We start from the raw sequence: 16,795 nt of genomic DNA, 5'->3' as shown, positions 1-16,795 counted from the left end.
AGGGCTAGCGATGGAGATACGCCGAGAGTCGTCCGGCGATCCCATCGGTATTCCCGCGCTTGAGATAAAAGGAGTCCCCCGCGTCCTCATAGTAGTTGTCGATCCGCCGGACGATCTCGAAGCCGAGATGGTCGTAGAAGGAAAGCGCCTCCTCGTTGGTCGTGCGGGCGTGACAGGTCACGGCGCGGTGGTCCTCGGCGACGAGATCGACCAGCCGCTCGCCAAAGCCCTGTCCGCGGTACTCGGGGTCGACGGCCAGAAAGAGCAGGTAGCCGTCCCGACGGGTCGCCGCGAAACCGACGAGGCGATCGTCCAGAAAGAGGAGATGGACCGTCGACCGACGATAGGCGTCGGTGAAAAAGCCGCGGCGCTGTTTGAGAACGCCCTCCCGGAGCCGGATGTCCTCCTTCAGCCGCCATGCGGTCTCGACGTGTGTGTCGTCGCCCGGTCCGACGACCTGCAGATCGACGTTGACGCTCACTCTCCTTGTATAGTACCGACCTCACTATAAGTTCACCGCCCCTAACGACGCCTTTAGGCGCTGCACTACCCCACACACGGTATGGACGCGACGTTCGACCTCCGCGAGCACACGGCCGACGTGGGGATCGGGGCTTCGGGCCCGACCCTCGATTCGGTCTTCGGCGCGCTCGGGGATGGACTCGCAGCCGCCCAGTGCGATTCGATTCCCGCCGACGGCGAGCGCTTCTCGTTTTCGCTGATCGCGGAAAGTCGCGAGGCGCTGCTGTTCGACTATCTCGATCAGCTCATCTACGAACGCGACGTTCGACTCGTCCTCCCGGTCGACAACAGGATCACAATCGACCCCGGCGAGGAGTGGCGACTCGACGCGAGTTCGCGCGGGGTGCCCCTCGAAGCGGTCGAGGCCCGCGAGGTGAAAGCCGTCACCTACTCCGAGATGCGCATCGAGGAGGTCGAGAACGGTTGGGAGGCCTACGTCGTTCTGGACGTTTAGGAGTGGAGGCGATTCATGATCGGCGAGGCGCTGACGCCGTGGACGAGGACCGAGACGAGGACGATGGCACCGACGATCGCCCACAGCAGATCGGCGTCGGCGAAAGCCGCCTCGTTCAGCCCGTGGGCCAGATAGTAGAACGAACCGATCCCCCGCACGCCGAAGAAGGCGATCGCACCCCGGTCGGCCCACGCGAGGCCGGACCCGGCGAGGCCGACGATCCCCGCAAGCGGCCGGACGAGAAAGACGGTCGCGAGCGCCACGATCAACCCCTCGGTCGTGAGCGGGTCGAGCAGACCCCCGACGAGCGCGCCGCCGAAGAACACCATTATCAGCGCCATCAGCATCTGTTCTGCGAGTTCGGAGATCCGGTGGAGCGACTCGTTGTACTCGTGGTCGCGCTCGTAGTGGCGGATCGTGAGCGCGGCGACGAACACCGCGATGAAGCCGTATCCACCGATGATCTCGGTCAGCCCGTAGACGACGAGCGTTCCGGCGATCGCCTCCAGCCCACGGACCGACTGGGCGATCCGCGTCTCGGGGACGGCCGCGAAGACCAGCCGGGCGAGTATCGCCCCGAAAACGATTCCGGCGAGGGTACCCACGACGGTCCTGTAGACCACCGCAACGAGGAGCCACTCGCCGAGCCAGTTACCCGGCGCGAGACCGACGAGCGCGATCGCGATCGCGAGGTTCGTAAAGGGAAAGGCAAGCCCGTCGTTGAGGCCGGCCTCCGAGGAGAGCGCAAAGCGGGGTTCCGAGCCCTCCTCGCTCGTATGACCCTCGCCGGGTTCTTCGACCTGGACCTCGCCCGCGAGCACGGGGTCGGTCGGCGCGATCGCCGCACCCAGTAGGATCGCCGTGGGGGCAAGCAGGCCGACGAGCCACCAGCCCAGCAGGGCGGCCCCGGCGATCGACAGGGGCATCGTGATCGCGAGCAGGCGCCACGTCGAGACCCACCCCCGCAGACTCGGCGGGCGGTCGATCTTCAGCCCGAGACCCATCAGCGCGAGGACCACCCCCAGTTCGGCGAAGTGCTCGGTGAGAAGACCCTGTTCGAGGGGGTCGGGTGCGGGTGCGACCGGCAGCCAGAAGACGAGTGCGCCGAAGGCGACGAAGAAGATCGGCAGCGAGATCGGTCGCTCGGAGACCACCAGCGGCAGGACGGCGACCCCGAGCAGCGCGATCCCGATCACTACCAGCGCGACGTCGTACAGTTCGATCGCCATGGCGGACGTACAGACACGGGCGTCAAAACGGTTGAGCCTGCACGCCAATGCCGGCCGTAGATCCATACCCCGAGCGTTCGTAGGGGGCCCATGGACGACCCCTCGTGTTCGCGCCGGGCGCTGCTCGCCCGCGGCGCCGGCGGGCTCGTGGCCCTCGGTGGCCTCTCGGGCTGTGTCGCCGAGGTCGGTGAACAGTTCCCGCCCAACCGGGAGTGGCCGACCGGCGAGTACGTCCCCGCGCTGCCGGTCACGAAGCGCTCTGACGTACTCGTCGCGGGGATCGAGGCGCTCGCAGAGCGCGACATCGAGGACGAGACGGAGTTCGAGGAGACCCTCTCGGAGCACGGCGTCGCCGTCGAGACCGTCGAGCGCGAACGGGGGGCCCTCACCGTCGAGTACGTCGCGACCGGTCTGGGCGACGGCGGAGTCTTTCAGGACCTCGGCCCCATCGCGGGCGCGTACGCCGCGATCGTGGGGGCGGGCTACGAGGCGGCGTTCCTCGATGTGACGATCCTCGACGGCGGGTCGACCGTCTTCGGCGCCGCCGAGGTCGAAACTTCGTGGGCGCTCGAGTATCACCAAGGTACAGCAAGCGCGACGGAGTACGGCGAGCGCGTCGCCGGGACCGTCGAATCCCGGCACTCGCCGGCGGGGATCGGGTCGGCCACCGAGGAGTGAGCCGCGTCGAAACGTATTCCCCACCGCGTGGTCGAGTGTCGGGTATGACCACGTTCGACGCCGACGGGATCACGCTCGAGAAGGTGCGTGAGTACGTCTGGGAGATCCCCCGAGAGGACGGGATGCGCGTGCCCGCCCGCGTCCTCGCGAGCGAGGCGCTCTTAGAGCAGATCAGCGACGACAAGACCCTCCAGCAGCTGAAAAACACCGCCCACCTGCCGGGGATCAGCGAGCACGCGCTGTGTATGCCCGACGGCCATCAGGGATACGGGTTTCCGGTCGGCGGCGTCGCCGGGCTCGACGCCGAGGAGGGCTGTATCTCGCCGGGCGGCGTGGGATACGACATCAACTGCGGCGTGCGGATGGTGCGGACGAACCTCACCTACGATGACGTGGCGGGCCGCGAGGAGGAACTCGTCGACGCCCTCTTTGCGAACGTTCCCTCGGGGTTAGGCGGGGGCGGCGTCGTGGAAAGCGGGATCGACACCGTCGAGGCGATCCTCGACCGGGGCATGGAGTGGGCCCTCGAAGAGGGGTATGCCGTGCCCGCTGATCTCGATCACTGCGAGGACGAGGGCGTACGAGAGGACAGCGATCCGGCAGCGGTGAGCCAGAAAGCAAAGGACAGAGGGAAGAACCAGATCGGCTCGCTCGGCTCGGGAAACCACTTCCTCGAGGTCCAGCGCGTCACCGACGTGTTCCGCGAGGACGTCGCCGAGGCCTACGGACTAGCTGAGGACCGGATCGTCGTCCTGATCCACTGTGGGTCGCGGGGACTCGGCCACCAAGTCTGTACGGACTACCTCCGGAAGATCGAGAAACGCCACGGCGACCTGCTCGCGGAGCTCCCCGATAAGGAGCTTGCGGCCGCGCCCGCCGGTTCCGAACTGGCCGAGGAGTACTACGGCGCGATGTGTGCGGCGATCAACTTCGCGTGGGTAAACCGCCAGCTGATCACCCACAGAACGAGGGCGGTCTTCGAGCGGGTGTTCGGACGGGACCACGAGGAGATGGGCATGGAACTGCTCTACGACGTCGCCCACAACATCGCGAAAAAGGAGGTCCACGAGGTGGACGGCGAGGAGCGCGAACTGTACGTCCACCGCAAGGGCGCGACCCGGGCGTTCCCGGCGGGCCACCCCGAGGTGCCCGCCGCCTACCGCGAGGTCGGCCAGCCGGTCATCATCCCCGGGAGCATGGGCGCGGGCAGCTACGTGCTGCGGGGGGGCAGCGAGTCGATGGCGGAAACGTTCGGCTCGACGGCCCACGGCGCGGGCCGGGTGATGAGCCGGACGCAGGCGAAAAACGAGTTCTGGGGCGAGGACGTACGCGACGACCTGCAGGACCAGGACCGCATCTACGTCAAAGCCCAGAGCGGCGCGACCGTCGCCGAGGAGGCCCCGGGCGTTTACAAGGACGTCGACGAGGTGGTTCGCGTTTCGGACGCACTGGGGATCGGCGACCGGGTCGCGCGCACGTTTCCGGTCTGTAACATCAAGGGTTAGGAGATCCGGTAGGGGCTCTCGTCGTCGCCATCGTCCCCGTCGTCCCCCTCCTCCTCGGGGTAGCGCTTTCGCGCGCTGAGTGTGACCGATGCTTCGGGTACCTCCTCGTTCTCCCACGGGCTCTCGTAGACTGAGAGTTCGGCGTCGGTCACGTCCCAGCCGGCGGCCTCCAGCAGCTCGACGAGTTCGTGCTGGTCCTCGAGGATCCGATCGTTCATACTCACCCTATGCTCCCATCGGCCTTATCTTTCCCCCGTCACGACCGGCCGTCGGGTCCACGCGGTCCCCGCAGTCCCCGCGGACCGATCCCCGCACCGATCTCGACGTACTCGTCGGGCGGGCGCGGTTCGATCTCTCTGCCCGCCTCGAACCGGACGAAACTCAGGTAGAACGGCTCGCCACAGCCGACGTCCTCGGAACTCCCTTCGCCGTCCTCGGGCGGCCGAAAGGACAGCGCCGGCGACTCCCCGCTCCCGCAGACGAACCGTACGCCCTCCGCGTCCTCGTAGTCCTCGCCGGGTGTGGCGTACTCCCAGCCCTCGAGCGGATAGGGCGTCACCGACTTGTCGGCGAGATAGGCGTCGCGTTCGAGTCCCGCGAGCGCGCCACAGCGGGGACAGTAGTAGGTGACCTCGACCATACCTCCACGTAGGTACCGGGGCCGTTTAGCTCCCCGGTGGGCGATCAGCGGTAGACGGCGATGGTTGCGGGGTGCTTGGAGCGGACAGTACGGTGGCCGAGGGCGGGCCGCGAAGTTGCCGCCTGCCCGACCGCCCGAGAACGCCGGAGAGGGGTAGTCCTCGGAAATGTTTGATTTCCGGGATGCCGAGAGAGCGCGACGCGCTCTCTCGTAGCGACATGAAGAGGGCAAGCGAGGGATTCGTCGGAAGGTCTTTTGCTTGAGGCTGATTGGTTCGGGTATGATCGACGAGACGGTTGCGGAGATCGAGGAGATGCAGACGCACAGCTCCTCGGTCGTGGCTGTCAAGGCAGCCCGTGCGCTCTCGGAGCTGACCGGTCGCGAGTACGCGACGGTCGAGGAGTTCGTCCGCGACGTCGAGCGAAACAGCTCGGTGCTCCGGCGGGCGAACCCCTCGCACGCCTCGCTGTACAACGTCCACCGGACCATCACGCGCGAGGTCGAGGAAGCGGACCCACAGACGGTCGAGGAAGGAAAGGCCGCGCTCACGGCCGCGATCGACCGGGTGATCGAACGAATCGACGGGGGGAAAAAACGCGCCGCCGCCCACACGGCCGATTACCTCGAGGACGGCATGACGATCCTGACCCACGACTACTCCTCGACGGTGAACGCAGCGATCGAGCGGGCCGTCGACGGAGGGGTCTCGCTGTCGGTTTACGTCACCGAAGCCCGCCCCAGGCTCGCGGGACGAAAGACCGCTCGCAAACTGGCCGCGATCGAGGGCGTCGAGCCGACGCTGATCGTCGACAGCGCGTCGGGCACCTATCTCGGCGAGTGTGACTGCGTGCTGATGGGAATGGACTGTCTGGTCGGCGAGACGCTGTACAACCGCGTAGGGACCTACCCGATCGCGGCGACCGCCGCCGACCTCGACGTGCCGATGTACGTGACCGGATCGGGGGCGAAACTCATCGATGGCGGGTTCGTCTTCGAGAACGAGTACCGCCCGGCGAGCGAGGTGCTGCTCGAACCGGCCGAGGACTTCGCTATCGAGAACCCGATGTACGACGCGACCCCCGTCCGCCTTCTCGATGCGATCATCACCGATGACGGGGCCATGTCCTTTTGAGGCGGAGCCGCGCTCGATGCCCGCGACCCCGAGCACAAGAGCTACCCGGCTGTCGCCCGGAGAATCTGGCATGGACTGGTCCCATGGGGAGGCGATCGTCAACGGCCTCAGGCTGCACTACGTCGAGGCGGGGGAGGGACCGCTCGTCGTCCTCCTCCACGGGTTCCCCGATCACTGGTACGGCTGGCGCGAACAGATCCCCGCGCTCGTCGAGGCGGGCTACCGGGTCGTCGCGCCGGACATGCGTGGATACAACCGCTCGGAGAAACCGCCCGGCGTGAGCGCCTACCGGATCGGACATCTCATCGAGGACGTCCGCGAGCTGATCGCCCACTTCGGGGCCGAGCGCGCCCACCTCGTCGGCCACGACTGGGGTGGCGTCGTCGCCTGGGAAGTCGCCGCCCGGTATCCCGACAGTGTCGATCGACTGGTCGTCCTCAACGCGCCCCATCCGAGCGCGTACCGCCGCGAGCTCCGTGACCGCGAGTCCGACCAGCGACGGCGCTCGTGGTACGTCCTCCTCTTCCAACTGCCGTGGCTCCCCGAACTCCTCGTTCGGTTCGGACGGCAACGCCTCCTCGGGGCGCTGTTTCGGGGAGCTTCGCGGTCCCCCGAGGCGTTCGACGAGGAGGCGATAGAGCGCTATACGGACGCGTGCACGCGACCCGGTGCGATGAGCGCGATGCTCAACTACTACCGGGCGCTGTTCCGAGGGACGCTCGGCTCGAAGATCCCCGGGCAGAGTCGGCCCTGTTCGACCACCAGCGACGGGTTGGTCGGGCGGCCCACGTTGCTTCTCTGGGGGACCGAGGACGAGGCGCTCTCGCCCGCCCTCACCGAAGGCCTCGAGGAGTGGGTGCCCGATATCGAGATCGAGCGGGTCGCGGGAGCGGGCCACTGGGTCCAACTCGACGCCACCGACCGGGTCAACGAGTCGCTCGTTGGTTTTCTCAATCGAGACTGACGCGCTCGCCGCTTTCGTCGCTCTCCTCGATCGCCGCGAGCACGCGCTGGGTCGCGAGCCCGTCCTCGAAGCTCGGGGCGAACTCCCCACCCGAATCGACTGCCGAGAGGAACTCGTAGTTCTCGTGGACGAACGTGTGCTCCCAGCCGATGACGTGGCCCGGTGGCCACCAGTGATCGATGTACGGGTCGTCGCTGTCGGTCACCAGCACCGTCTCGAACCCGCGTGCACCCTCGCGTTTGTACTCCAGTTCGTTGAGCCGTTCGAGCGAGAACTTCAGGCTCCCCTTCGAGCCCTCGATCTCGATGGTGTGGTCGTTCTTCCGGCCGTTGGCGTTCCGGGAGGCTTCGAAGCTCCCGACCGCGCCGCCTTCGAACTCGGCGGTCGCGAGGTAGGCGTCGTCGACGGTCACCTCGCGGGTCTCGCCGTCCTCGGTGGGGCGCTCGTCGGTGAACGTCCGCAGCCGGCCCGAGATCTCGCTGATCTCTCCCTCGACGTCGCCGACGAGAAAGCGTGCGAGATCGATCGTGTGGGCACCCAGATCCCCGAGCGCGCCGCTCCCCGCCAGTTCTTCGTCGAGGCGCCACGCCCACGGAGCCTCGGGGTCGACCAGCCAGTCCTGCAGATACCGCCCGCGGACGTGATATATCTCGCCGAGTTCGCCAGCCTCAATCAGATTTCTCGCATACTGGATCGCCGGGACGAACCGGTAGTTGAACGCACAGCCGTTGGGGACGCCGGCTTCGCTCGCCGCCTCGGCCATCCCCTCTGCTTCCTCCATGGTGGGCGCGAGCGGCTTCTCACAGAAGACCGGCACGCCCGCTTCGAGCGCCTCGATCGAGTATTCGGGATGGACGAAGTTCGGACCGAGGTTGTAGAAGACGTCGACCGACTCGATGGCCTCGGTCGGGTCAGTGGTGGTTCTCGAAAAACCGAGCCGGTCGGTCGCCTCCGAGAGGGCCTCCTCGTCGCGGCCCACGAGGACCTCCCGATTGATCTCGGGGGCATCGGGGAAGAACATCGGGAGCCGCGCCATCGCGTTCGCGTGGGCCTTGCCCATGAATCGGTAGCCGAGTACGCCGACGTCGAGTGTCATGCGCGATCGTTCACCACAGATGTAGTTAGGAGTTTCCGTATCGGCGGCAAGGGGCGTTGCCATGACAGGCCGCGCTTTTATCGAAACGACTACCCAGTACGTAACTGTATGCAAGCACTCCGCTGGCACGGCGAGGGCGACGTCCGCGTCGACGAGGTTCCGAAACCAGAGATAGAGGAACCGACCGACGCGATCGTCGAGATCACGGCCACGGCGATCTGTGGCTCGGATCTCCATCTCTATAACGACTTCATGCCGGGGATGGAGGAGGGCGACATCCTGGGCCACGAGCCGATGGGCGAGGTCGTCGAGGTCGGCGAGGAGGTCGACGACCTGCGGGAGGGCGATCGGGTCGTCATCCCCTTCACCATCAGCTGTGGCGAGTGCTGGTTCTGCGAGAACGACCTGTACTCGCTGTGTGACGAGACCAACCCGAACGCCGAGATGGCCGCCGAGACGATGGGCCACTCGCCGGCTGGCCTCTTCGGTTTCTCGCACACACTGGGCGGGTACGATGGCGGGCAGGCCGAGTATTTGCGGGTACCCCACGCCGACGTCGGGCCCGTCAAGATCGACTCGGACCTCTCGGACGAGGAGGTGCTGTTCCTCTCGGATATCTATCCCACGGGCTATATGGCTGCCGAGAACGCCGAGATCGAGGAGAACGACACGGTCGCCGTCTGGGGCTGTGGGCCGGTCGGCCAGTTTGCCGTCCAGAGCGCCTGGATGATGGGTGCCGATCGCGTGATCGCCATCGACCGGGTCGAAGAGCGTTTAGGAATGGCCGAGGGTCACGCCGACACCGAGGTGGTCGACTACTCGGAGGACGACGTCTACGACTGGCTGATGGACGAGACTGACGGGCGCGGACCCGACCGGTGTATCGACGCCGTCGGCTCCGAGGCCCACCACACCTGCGTCGACCACGTCCCCGACGAGCCCGATCGCCCGTACGTGCTCCAGGAGGCGATCAAGTCCTGTCGCAAGGGCGGGACCCTCTCGATTCCGGGCGTCTACATCGACGGGATGGACGACGTCCCGATGGGCCCGCTGATGAACAAGGCCCTGACGGTCAACGCTGGCCAGACCCACGTCCAGGCCTACCTGAACCCGCTGCTCGAGACGATCGAGAACGGCGAGATCGACCCCACCGAGATCATCACCCACCGGGGCTCGCTCGAGGACGGCCCCGAACTCTACGAGACGTTCAACAACAAAGAGGACGACTGCGTCAAGGTCGTTCTGGAGCCGTAATACTTTGTCAAAGCGCAGCTTCCCGCTGCGTTAGTCGATCGTATGTGGGATGCGTACCAGATATATAATGGATTAGTGTTAATCGAGTCGGCGTTGCCGCTCTGCCCAAAACATGAGTTCGTCTCGCATTTCGTCAGGTACGTTTCCAAAGAGACAACCAAGGCAATTGCCTAGGTTTTGCCAACTCAACTTGTTGAACGTTCCTTCACTATACGGCCCACTGTCAAGTGCATCTTCCCATCCCTGGTGAAACGTACGTTCCCGGCTACTGTCGAGTGGTTTTCGGGCATCGTTCTCATACGTCAAGACCATATCATTTAGCACCATGAAGCGGGATATGGTCTACTATCTAATAAGTCAATTGATAGATTATATCGTTTTTAGAACTCAGGAACAAACCGGTTCCTATCCCATCAGTACGGATTTGCCGACAGACGCGAGATCAAGTCGATCGGGTTTGACGTAGTGATGAACCGATGAAACAGCGCTAAATCTCGTTATTCGGCCCAGTAGGCCTCGCCGGGCGTCGTCTCGAAGACCGCCCTGTCGAGCACGTCGACGGCCTTCTCCAGCCCTTCGTTCGCGCTCGTCAGGGAATCCTCGTGTTCGATGCTGAGCACGTCGTCGTAACCGACCATTCTAAGCGTGCTGACGACGTCCTTCCAGTGACTCTCGCCGTGGCCATATCCAATGGAACGGAACAGCCACGAGCGGTTGGGCTCGTCGGTGTAGGGGGTGGTGTCGAGGACGCCCTTCTCGCGTGCCTGTTCCTCGTAGACCTTGGTGTCTTTCGCATGAACGTGGTGGATGGCGTCGCGCTCGCCGAGATACCGGATCGCATCAGTAATAGAAATCCCCTGCCAGTACAGATGGGAGGGGTCGAAGTTCGCGCCGATGTACTCGTTGGTCTCCTCTCGCAGTCGAGCCATGCCGTGTGGTTCGTACACCAGCATGTTCGGGTGCATTTCGATGGCGACGTCGACGTCGTGATCCGCGGCGTGCTCCGCGAGGTCCTGCCAGTAGGGGATCGCGACCTCCTCCCACTGGTACTCGTGGGCATCGGCGTGTTCGGTGGGCCACGGCGCGGTGATCCAGTTCGGCGTCTCGTCGTTCGGGCCGCCTGCGGGCAGTCCCGAAAAGCAGGTGACGATCCCGACGTCGAGTTCGTCGGCCAGTTCGATTGCCTCGCGCAGTTCGGTGTCGGCCTCCTCGGCGTGTTCCTCGCCGGGATGCAACGGGTTGTTGTGGGTCGCGAGCGCGCTGATGCGCAGATCGTGCTCGTCGAGTAGATTCAGTAGGTCCGATTGGGCCGCCTCGTCCCCGAGGAACTCCCCACGGGGCAGGTGGTCGTCACCCGGAGCGCCCCCACAGCCGAGTTCGACCGCGCCGACACCGAGGTCGGCGAGATACGAGAACGCTTCCTCTCGGGACTGACCGCCCAGCGGGACGGTGAGTACGCCGATGTCCATACACCGGGATGAACTCGAACGAGAATAAATCCCGGTGGTCATTAGATAATCGTGATAACGTATGTGTAACCTTTATTGTCTTATGTAGTCTTACATACATATATGGCAAAAAGGAGAAACAGCTCAGTCAGAATTCGACTAAAAGAACAGACGAAGTCAAGGTGGGAACAAGAAGCCAACTCACAAGGACGAAACTTATCAGAATTCATCAGGTTTTGCGTTCTTAAGGAGATCAACGGCTTCAGTAGTGAAACTCAGGACTTCAGCGAACTACACCAGAGGCTCGATAAACTCGAAAATTCACTCGGCTCAGACGACGTCGAACATCGGCTAGCAGTGATCGAGTCGATGCTCAAGCCAACTCGAGATATCGCCTCACAAGTCTACGAGCTCCTCCCCAATTCGATTCCAGATCGAGACGGCGCGATGTTCGATGAGCATAGCCACACGGAGGCGTCCGGAAACCCGGAATACATCGCTCGACACATCGACGGGAATGTCGAGGACGTCCGGACTGCGCTCAAAGAATTACAAAACGAACTGCACAACGTCCACTCGATTAACGGAGTGTACTACCGGTCATGAGACATCAGGATATTAGCGATGAGCTCATAGAGCGGTTTCTGGACCGGCTCATGCGGATCAAGGGAGACGACCATGGCACGTATATCCAGTATAGCATGTGCCTGAAACAATACGATCAGTGGCTGCATGAACAGAACCTGAGCGCTAAAGAGGTAGAACCACTTGACATCGAAGACTTCATCCTGTCACTCAAGAATGATAACTACTCGGCAAATACTATTCGGACACGATATACAGCGGTCCAATCACTATACAGCTCCGCGAAAGACAAATTTCAGGTTATCGACCACCACCCCTGTGACGGAATCACACTCTCAGATCTCAACATCAGTTCGAAGCGCGACGACGATACCCTCCACTATGTCACAGAAGATGAAAAAGACAAAATGATAGACGCGCTTCCGGAGCGTCACTTTGTCTCAAACAAACTCATCATCGAGATCCTGTGGCAAACCGGAATGCGTGTTTCAGAACTTATCGACATCGAAGTCGACAACGTTGATCAACGCAACAACCGGATCAAAATCTATCGGAAAAAGACATCAGAATGGGACTACGTTCACTACCAAAACTCACTCAATCGTCTACTCGATATTTGGCTTGAAACTGAACGCCCACTTAGAGCCAATAGCGAATACCTCTTCCCAGGTCAATCATCAGACCAGATCGGCTACTCCGTCGTCAGGAGCGTCATACTCGATGCTGCACAAGAATTCAATGAGGTCGCTCAAGAAACTCAGGACGGAAACAAACGAATGAGAATCCGCCCTCATAGCTTTCGACATGGTCATGCAGTCCATGCGCTAAAATCAGGGGTCAACGTCAGAGCAGTCCAAGAACAACTAGGGCATGCGAGCCTTGAACGGACGATGCAATACATGAGACTTGTCGAAGACGACGTCGCAGAAGCTTACAAAAAATTCAGCTGAGCCATCGCTCATTACTGCTGCGACGGCACTTTGGTGCCGTTACCCCTTGGGGTTCAGTGCTGGAAGACGGTGCGCTCAATAGCTAATGTCGGCTCATCGCTAATTAAATCTTCGCAGGCGGGACAAACAGATATTGTCATTTTATCGCCATTTTTCGTTTCTACAGTCACGATTTCTGTTTTAGCTGTAAGGTCCCCACAGTGCCCGCAGATTGGAGTGCGCTTTTCTGGTACTTCGACGTCGTCGTACCCTTCTAAACAGTCATAACAAAGCCGAATCGTACTTTCAAGCCAGAGTGTTGTTGACGATAGGTCGAAATAATCGTCCATTTCGTTACCGCAATCGTGGCACGCTGTCTGTTCTAACTCATAGAGACAGTCCACACAAAACGTGAGTCCATCTCCATCTTGGATTTCGCTGATATCTTCTGCTCCGCATCGTTGACACTCTATCATTGGTCTAACCTGCCGCGCGTCTTTCCGTCACATCTTATGTGACAGTGCGCGACATCCACATCAAGGAGCAATAGCAATGTCATTCTACCGAACCGGCCGATTTCGTGCGTGCAGTTTCACTCGATGGACCCTTTGCCCAGTTATATCAAAATCAAGCCGCGCGCATGACGATCTAGACTAAACTCTAAACTTGAAACAAGTTCATTTCACAATTCTTCCGAACAATCGATCAGGAACCGGCAGAAGCGAATTCGAAACACGAATTAAACTAGAGTTTACTCTAACTAAAATTGAAATTCATTACAGCGTTTGATGGTGCGTTTGATGTATCCAATTTAGTTTACTTGACATGACGAAAAGCATTAGATGTAACTGCCTATAGTTACATGCAAAGAGATAACGTAGTCAAGTCTAGCGCGCATAGTTGGGAATAAGTATCATTTGATTGATAGCAAGAAATCATTCCTGTACTATATATTTAGTACGAATATGATTTCTTGTTGTTTACTCGTTAACTTGTTTGCCCCAATGATTTCGCCCTCGATGTGTTCGCTTCGAAATGAGCCCTTCGTCATGTAGTTCGTTGAGCCGTTTTCGCGTGTTAGAGGCGCTCATATCTATTTCGTTGGCTATCTCAGACGCTTGAAGCTCGTTAGCTTTATCTAGTACTTCAAGGATATTTAATCCTGTTTCATCAGTCCATAGCACTTCATCGTAGATGGGGAACCATTCTGGCAGCGCGTTTGTGTTGACGTAAATGCGCGATGGCCGATTGTCCCTCCCAAATCGAAATATCGCTTGAACAGTTTGGTGTTCGCGCATTTGTCTAAGGAGTGCGTCGGCAAATTCGTCATTGTATGTGAGGTCCATTCCTGTCCCTTCACGTTCTATTTCGACATCGTTGTAGGCGCACCATTGTTCAATGTAGCTGTCACCGTTGTGTCTGCTGCCAGAGACGATACCAATTTCTGCGTTCTTGAATTTGTTCGATCCAAGGAGGTTTCCGTACCACCCTACCTCCCGCTCACTCGTAATTGAAGTTCCGTTAACAAATCGGTACTTTTCGAGTGCTCTCCGTGGCGCGATAAGGGGTGTCAGTTCGTCGTGCTTGTCATCGATATATTCAAAGAGCTTGATGTCACGGATCGCTTTGACGCGATTCCCTCCAGCGCCGGCTGGATATGTAGTGTTTTTCGTTAGGACGATTTCGTTCCTGAGAATATCAGTGACAAATTCTTCGTGAATGTGACTCACGACTGTCCGCTGTTCAAGCGTTTTGTCAAGCGCGAATTCCCACAGTTCCTGTTCTGGTGTTCCATCGAGCGCAATGATATTATTCGCATTAAAGAAGTCAGGTCTGTTGAGCATCCGGAATTCCGGTGTGTCGTCCTGGTTGCTTCGTGTGAAGATGCAAACCTTATCGTTGATGACAAGCCGCCTCCAGGATCCGACTGACTGCCCATAGAGGATCGTCATGATAATAGCCGGAGCCCAGACGTTACCGTTCTCAGTGAATGCAAAGTCGTTATTGCGCGTTTTGAAGTCGCCCTCCGGTGTGACGTATTCTGGCGCGATAAGGTCGATGAGGTTTTCGTCGCTGTTCTCGACTAGTGTCATGAAATCGACTTCGTCATCATCACTGTCGATGAAGGTATTGATCGCGCTGTTTAGCGTATCTCCCTTTAGTGATACTTCAAATGCTTGTGCAGGATATTCGTCGATAATAACAGTTCGATTCTTTATGACACTTTCAACGTGAGCGTGTTTGTAGTGACCGATAAGGACGTCTTCGTCGAAATCTTCGCTCATTTTCTCGATGTAAGGGCACCCACCATTCTCTTGACATGGAAGGTCCCACTGGCTGTGAATTTCGCTCGCTGACGCTCCATTATTGTATGCGCTTATCACGTCGTCTTTAACATCATCTCCATGAGCCCCTACTGCTGATTCGCATTCTCTGTGGAAACTCGGTAAGATCCTGCTTTCGACCCCGACAGCAACACACGTATCCTCGATGTCACGATAGAGTCCTTGATCGAAATCGCTTTCATGTCCCCTTGGTACAAGGATCGCGATTTTCCCGTTTGCCTCTTCGACAGCGTATATCGAACTGTCTGTTTTCCCCATTGACGGAAGGGCATACAGGAGAACATCGTCGCTGCTCTCTATTGCGGCTTTAATTTCTGCCTGAGTAGTTTTCCGGACATCGTTGAGTGACATGCCCGTCGACTGTTGGTATACAATTGGATGTTCTGGATCAAATGTAGGAATGACTGGGATGTCTTTCTCGTTAACTGGATGTCGTCCATGTTTGAAGTCGAGATGATCGAGAACTTTGTTGTATGCGCGTGCTGGGAGAATACCATCTCCGGCTAGATCGTTTTCTGTGCAGAATCCTTCTTCCAGCGCAACGTATACCATTGCGTCTTTCGTGATTCTGTCGTCGTCAGGAATGAAGCCCTCTTCCTTTGCCTTCTTGAACACAAGGAATTTCTCTCGGCGTGAGAGGGGTCCTTCGACATTTCTGACTCTCCGTTCTCCCATCTCACAGAGGAGGTACGTTTGAGCGTTTAGAGTAACATTCCCATGTTTATGATCGTATGCAGTCTCACCATCGTCTGAGACGACGAAGTAGTCATCTGACTCGCCGGAGTGATATACTGGGTTCTTTCCCCTGAACCCGGGTTCAACAGGCGCGACATCGGTCAGTTTGAGACTAAAGAGTGATGTGACTTCGTCAGCTTGCCTAAGCGACTGAGCAGGCTCGTAATCGCGATCTCGTTTTTCCTCCTCGATTTCGATTGGCTTCGCAGCTGCTATTACAGGAGTTAGATCGCCCTCCCATCTCAATAGGTAGTCATCAAGATCGACTTTCATCGACGCTGGTTGTGGAAGATGACCCAACCGAGCGTCGATCCCATGTTGTCTGAGATAATCAACTGTAATCCGAGCGCCACTCTCACCTGGCCCATATTCTGGTGTATCGATAACAGTTCCGTCGTTCCCAAGCGAACATTCGACTGCGTCCTTGTCTTGAATGACGACGACAGTTTCGTCCTCAAACAGCTCTATGAGTTTTTCCCTGTCTTTGTGACTGAACGATGTCGTAACCGGCGAAATACACGGATAACCACATTGTTGTGCAGATATCGCGTCTGCTATACCTTCTGTGATAAGAAGAGTATCGTTGTCACCGATTTGATCAACACCAAATATTGGTTCAGATGCCTCAATGTGATCGCGTGATTTTATTTTTTGGTATCCACCATTATGCTCGTAATCATCGGGATGATATTCACCTTTTGGACCTGTTGACCGCCCGATAAGGTGGACCGGATCACCATTTTCGAAGTAGGGGAAGATATATCTCCCTTGGTATTCCGGTCCATACTCACTCATGAGTCCTGCTTTTTTGAGGTCCGGATCGCTGAAATCGTGTTCAATGAGTATATCCCCGAGTTTGCGTTGATCACCAGGCGCCCATCCAAGTTTGAATCGTTCTATCGTCTCATCCGTCCACCCACGGTTGTGAAAATAGTCGCGAGCAGTCGTTGGACGTTCTGGATGATTCCCATCCTCAGTGTGATCCTCAATTACTTCGTCGATCTGGTCATGATACCATTCAATCGCGATAGCCATCGCTTGTTTCCAACGCGGACTGTTCATCTCCTCCGTAATTCTTTTATATTTACAGTTGTTATTTAACATTGAGGAGGCTCCATCTTCCTCGGTTCCATTATTGCTCATTCGTAGTTATTCATTAGTTCGTTCAGAATCTTATCGAACGTCGACCCTGCTTTCGCGTCACGCAATCGTTCTTTCGTTTGTGCTTCGAGCGCAATGGTAGTTCTTTCCATCCAGTCATTGATAATACTTGTAAACA

General features: G+C 59.0%; 15 protein-coding genes. 8 read left to right on the top strand and 7 right to left on the bottom strand.

Annotated elements, in window-relative coordinates; translation table 11 throughout:
• Positions 1-4: 4 nt before the first annotated feature.
• Positions 5-481, bottom strand: a complete 477-nt coding sequence (locus tag HACJB3_RS07070; protein ID WP_008415161.1) for a GNAT family N-acetyltransferase — start codon at positions 479-481, stop codon at positions 5-7.
• A gap of 81 nt (positions 482-562) precedes the next feature.
• Between HACJB3_RS07070 and HACJB3_RS07065 the strand changes: the two genes are divergently transcribed.
• On the top strand, positions 563-976 hold the full coding sequence (locus HACJB3_RS07065) for an archease (protein ID WP_008415160.1): 414 nt from the start codon (positions 563-565) through the stop codon (positions 974-976).
• On the opposite strand, the gene HACJB3_RS07060 is transcribed toward HACJB3_RS07065, so the two are convergent.
• The gene (locus HACJB3_RS07060; protein ID WP_013199442.1) at positions 973-2,205 is read right to left on the bottom strand and encodes a cation:proton antiporter; all 1,233 of its coding nucleotides are present in this window, start codon (positions 2,203-2,205) and stop codon (positions 973-975) included. The two genes, HACJB3_RS07065 and HACJB3_RS07060, sit on opposite strands and share 4 nt — an antisense overlap.
• Positions 2,206-2,295: 90 nt before the next feature.
• Between HACJB3_RS07060 and HACJB3_RS07055 the strand changes: the two genes are divergently transcribed.
• Positions 2,296-2,883 carry a hypothetical protein gene (locus HACJB3_RS07055; protein ID WP_008415158.1) on the top strand — a complete coding sequence of 196 codons (588 nt, stop codon included), beginning with the start codon at positions 2,296-2,298 and terminating at the stop codon, positions 2,881-2,883.
• Between the two features lie 44 nt (positions 2,884-2,927).
• Positions 2,928-4,388, top strand: a complete 1,461-nt coding sequence (locus HACJB3_RS07050) for an RtcB family protein (protein WP_008415157.1) — start codon at positions 2,928-2,930, stop codon at positions 4,386-4,388.
• Here the strand turns inward: HACJB3_RS07050 and HACJB3_RS07045 are convergent.
• Together HACJB3_RS07045 and HACJB3_RS07040 are read right to left on the bottom strand one after the other, a co-directional pair.
• Positions 4,385-4,606 (bottom strand): hypothetical protein, encoded by a 222-nt coding sequence (locus HACJB3_RS07045; protein ID WP_008415156.1) that lies wholly within the window; start codon positions 4,604-4,606, stop codon positions 4,385-4,387. The two genes, HACJB3_RS07050 and HACJB3_RS07045, sit on opposite strands and share 4 nt — an antisense overlap.
• A 38-nt stretch (positions 4,607-4,644) precedes the next feature.
• Positions 4,645-5,028: a hypothetical protein gene (locus HACJB3_RS07040; protein ID WP_008415155.1), complete on the bottom strand. Its 384-nt coding sequence runs from the start codon at positions 5,026-5,028 to the stop codon at positions 4,645-4,647.
• A gap of 280 nt (positions 5,029-5,308) precedes the next feature.
• Here HACJB3_RS07040 and HACJB3_RS07035 point away from each other — a divergent pair, with 280 nt between their 5' ends.
• Positions 5,309-6,160: a translation initiation factor eIF-2B gene (locus HACJB3_RS07035; RefSeq protein ID WP_008415154.1), complete on the top strand. Its 852-nt coding sequence runs from the start codon at positions 5,309-5,311 to the stop codon at positions 6,158-6,160.
• Between the two features lie 70 nt (positions 6,161-6,230).
• A complete protein-coding gene (locus HACJB3_RS07030) occupies positions 6,231-7,124 on the top strand; it encodes an alpha/beta fold hydrolase (RefSeq protein ID WP_008415152.1) in 894 nt (297 codons plus the stop codon).
• Here the strand turns inward: HACJB3_RS07030 and HACJB3_RS07025 are convergent.
• A complete protein-coding gene (locus tag HACJB3_RS07025; RefSeq protein WP_008415150.1) occupies positions 7,111-8,220 on the bottom strand; it encodes a Gfo/Idh/MocA family protein in 1,110 nt (369 codons plus the stop codon). The genes HACJB3_RS07030 and HACJB3_RS07025 overlap by 14 nt on opposite strands.
• Before the next feature lie 108 nt (positions 8,221-8,328).
• Here HACJB3_RS07025 and HACJB3_RS07020 point away from each other — a divergent pair, with 108 nt between their 5' ends.
• A complete protein-coding gene (locus HACJB3_RS07020) occupies positions 8,329-9,474 on the top strand; it encodes a zinc-dependent alcohol dehydrogenase (protein ID WP_008415149.1) in 1,146 nt (381 codons plus the stop codon).
• A 497-nt stretch (positions 9,475-9,971) separates the two neighbouring features.
• On the opposite strand, the gene HACJB3_RS07015 is transcribed toward HACJB3_RS07020, so the two are convergent.
• Complete coding sequence (locus HACJB3_RS07015) at positions 9,972-10,943, bottom strand: sugar phosphate isomerase/epimerase family protein (protein ID WP_008415148.1); 972 nt, start codon at positions 10,941-10,943, stop codon at positions 9,972-9,974.
• A 102-nt stretch (positions 10,944-11,045) separates the two neighbouring features.
• Here HACJB3_RS07015 and HACJB3_RS20670 point away from each other — a divergent pair, with 102 nt between their 5' ends.
• Positions 11,046-11,528, top strand: coding sequence for a hypothetical protein (locus HACJB3_RS20670; RefSeq protein ID WP_238532855.1), 483 nt, complete (start codon positions 11,046-11,048; stop codon positions 11,526-11,528).
• A complete protein-coding gene (locus HACJB3_RS07005) occupies positions 11,525-12,457 on the top strand; it encodes a tyrosine-type recombinase/integrase (RefSeq protein ID WP_008415146.1) in 933 nt (310 codons plus the stop codon). Before HACJB3_RS20670 ends, HACJB3_RS07005 begins: the two co-directional genes overlap by 4 nt.
• Before the next feature lie 959 nt (positions 12,458-13,416).
• On the opposite strand, the gene HACJB3_RS07000 is transcribed toward HACJB3_RS07005, so the two are convergent.
• Entirely contained in the window at positions 13,417-16,659 is a 3,243-nt protein-coding gene (locus tag HACJB3_RS07000; protein WP_081461307.1) for a winged helix-turn-helix transcriptional regulator, read from the bottom strand.
• Positions 16,660-16,795 lie beyond the last annotated feature (136 nt).

Origin of the sequence: Halalkalicoccus jeotgali B3, assembly GCF_000196895.1 — an archaeon.
Classification (GTDB): domain Archaea; phylum Halobacteriota; class Halobacteria; order Halobacteriales; family Halalkalicoccaceae; genus Halalkalicoccus; species Halalkalicoccus jeotgali.
Note: the sequence above shows the minus strand (reverse complement) of the source record. Positions and strands in the feature narration are given on the sequence as shown.

Excerpts from the sequence above, each read along its gene's own strand:
- HACJB3_RS07065 (WP_008415160.1), top strand. The coding sequence starts at position 563 with ATGGACGCGACGTTCGACCTCCGCGAGCACACGGCCGACGTGGGGATC.
- HACJB3_RS07060 (WP_013199442.1), bottom strand. The coding sequence starts at position 2,205 with ATGGCGATCGAACTGTACGACGTCGCGCTGGTAGTGATCGGGATCGCG.
- HACJB3_RS07055 (WP_008415158.1), top strand. The coding sequence starts at position 2,296 with ATGGACGACCCCTCGTGTTCGCGCCGGGCGCTGCTCGCCCGCGGCGCC.
- HACJB3_RS07050 (WP_008415157.1), top strand. The coding sequence starts at position 2,928 with ATGACCACGTTCGACGCCGACGGGATCACGCTCGAGAAGGTGCGTGAG.
- HACJB3_RS07045 (WP_008415156.1), bottom strand. The coding sequence starts at position 4,606 with ATGAACGATCGGATCCTCGAGGACCAGCACGAACTCGTCGAGCTGCTG.
- HACJB3_RS07040 (WP_008415155.1), bottom strand. The coding sequence starts at position 5,028 with ATGGTCGAGGTCACCTACTACTGTCCCCGCTGTGGCGCGCTCGCGGGA.
- HACJB3_RS07035 (WP_008415154.1), top strand. The coding sequence starts at position 5,309 with ATGATCGACGAGACGGTTGCGGAGATCGAGGAGATGCAGACGCACAGC.
- HACJB3_RS07030 (WP_008415152.1), top strand. The coding sequence starts at position 6,231 with ATGGACTGGTCCCATGGGGAGGCGATCGTCAACGGCCTCAGGCTGCAC.
- HACJB3_RS07025 (WP_008415150.1), bottom strand. The coding sequence starts at position 8,220 with ATGACACTCGACGTCGGCGTACTCGGCTACCGATTCATGGGCAAGGCC.
- HACJB3_RS07020 (WP_008415149.1), top strand. The coding sequence starts at position 8,329 with ATGCAAGCACTCCGCTGGCACGGCGAGGGCGACGTCCGCGTCGACGAG.
- HACJB3_RS07015 (WP_008415148.1), bottom strand. The coding sequence starts at position 10,943 with ATGGACATCGGCGTACTCACCGTCCCGCTGGGCGGTCAGTCCCGAGAG.
- HACJB3_RS20670 (WP_238532855.1), top strand. The coding sequence starts at position 11,046 with ATGGCAAAAAGGAGAAACAGCTCAGTCAGAATTCGACTAAAAGAACAG.
- HACJB3_RS07005 (WP_008415146.1), top strand. The coding sequence starts at position 11,525 with ATGAGACATCAGGATATTAGCGATGAGCTCATAGAGCGGTTTCTGGAC.
- HACJB3_RS07000 (WP_081461307.1), bottom strand. The coding sequence starts at position 16,659 with ATGAGCAATAATGGAACCGAGGAAGATGGAGCCTCCTCAATGTTAAAT.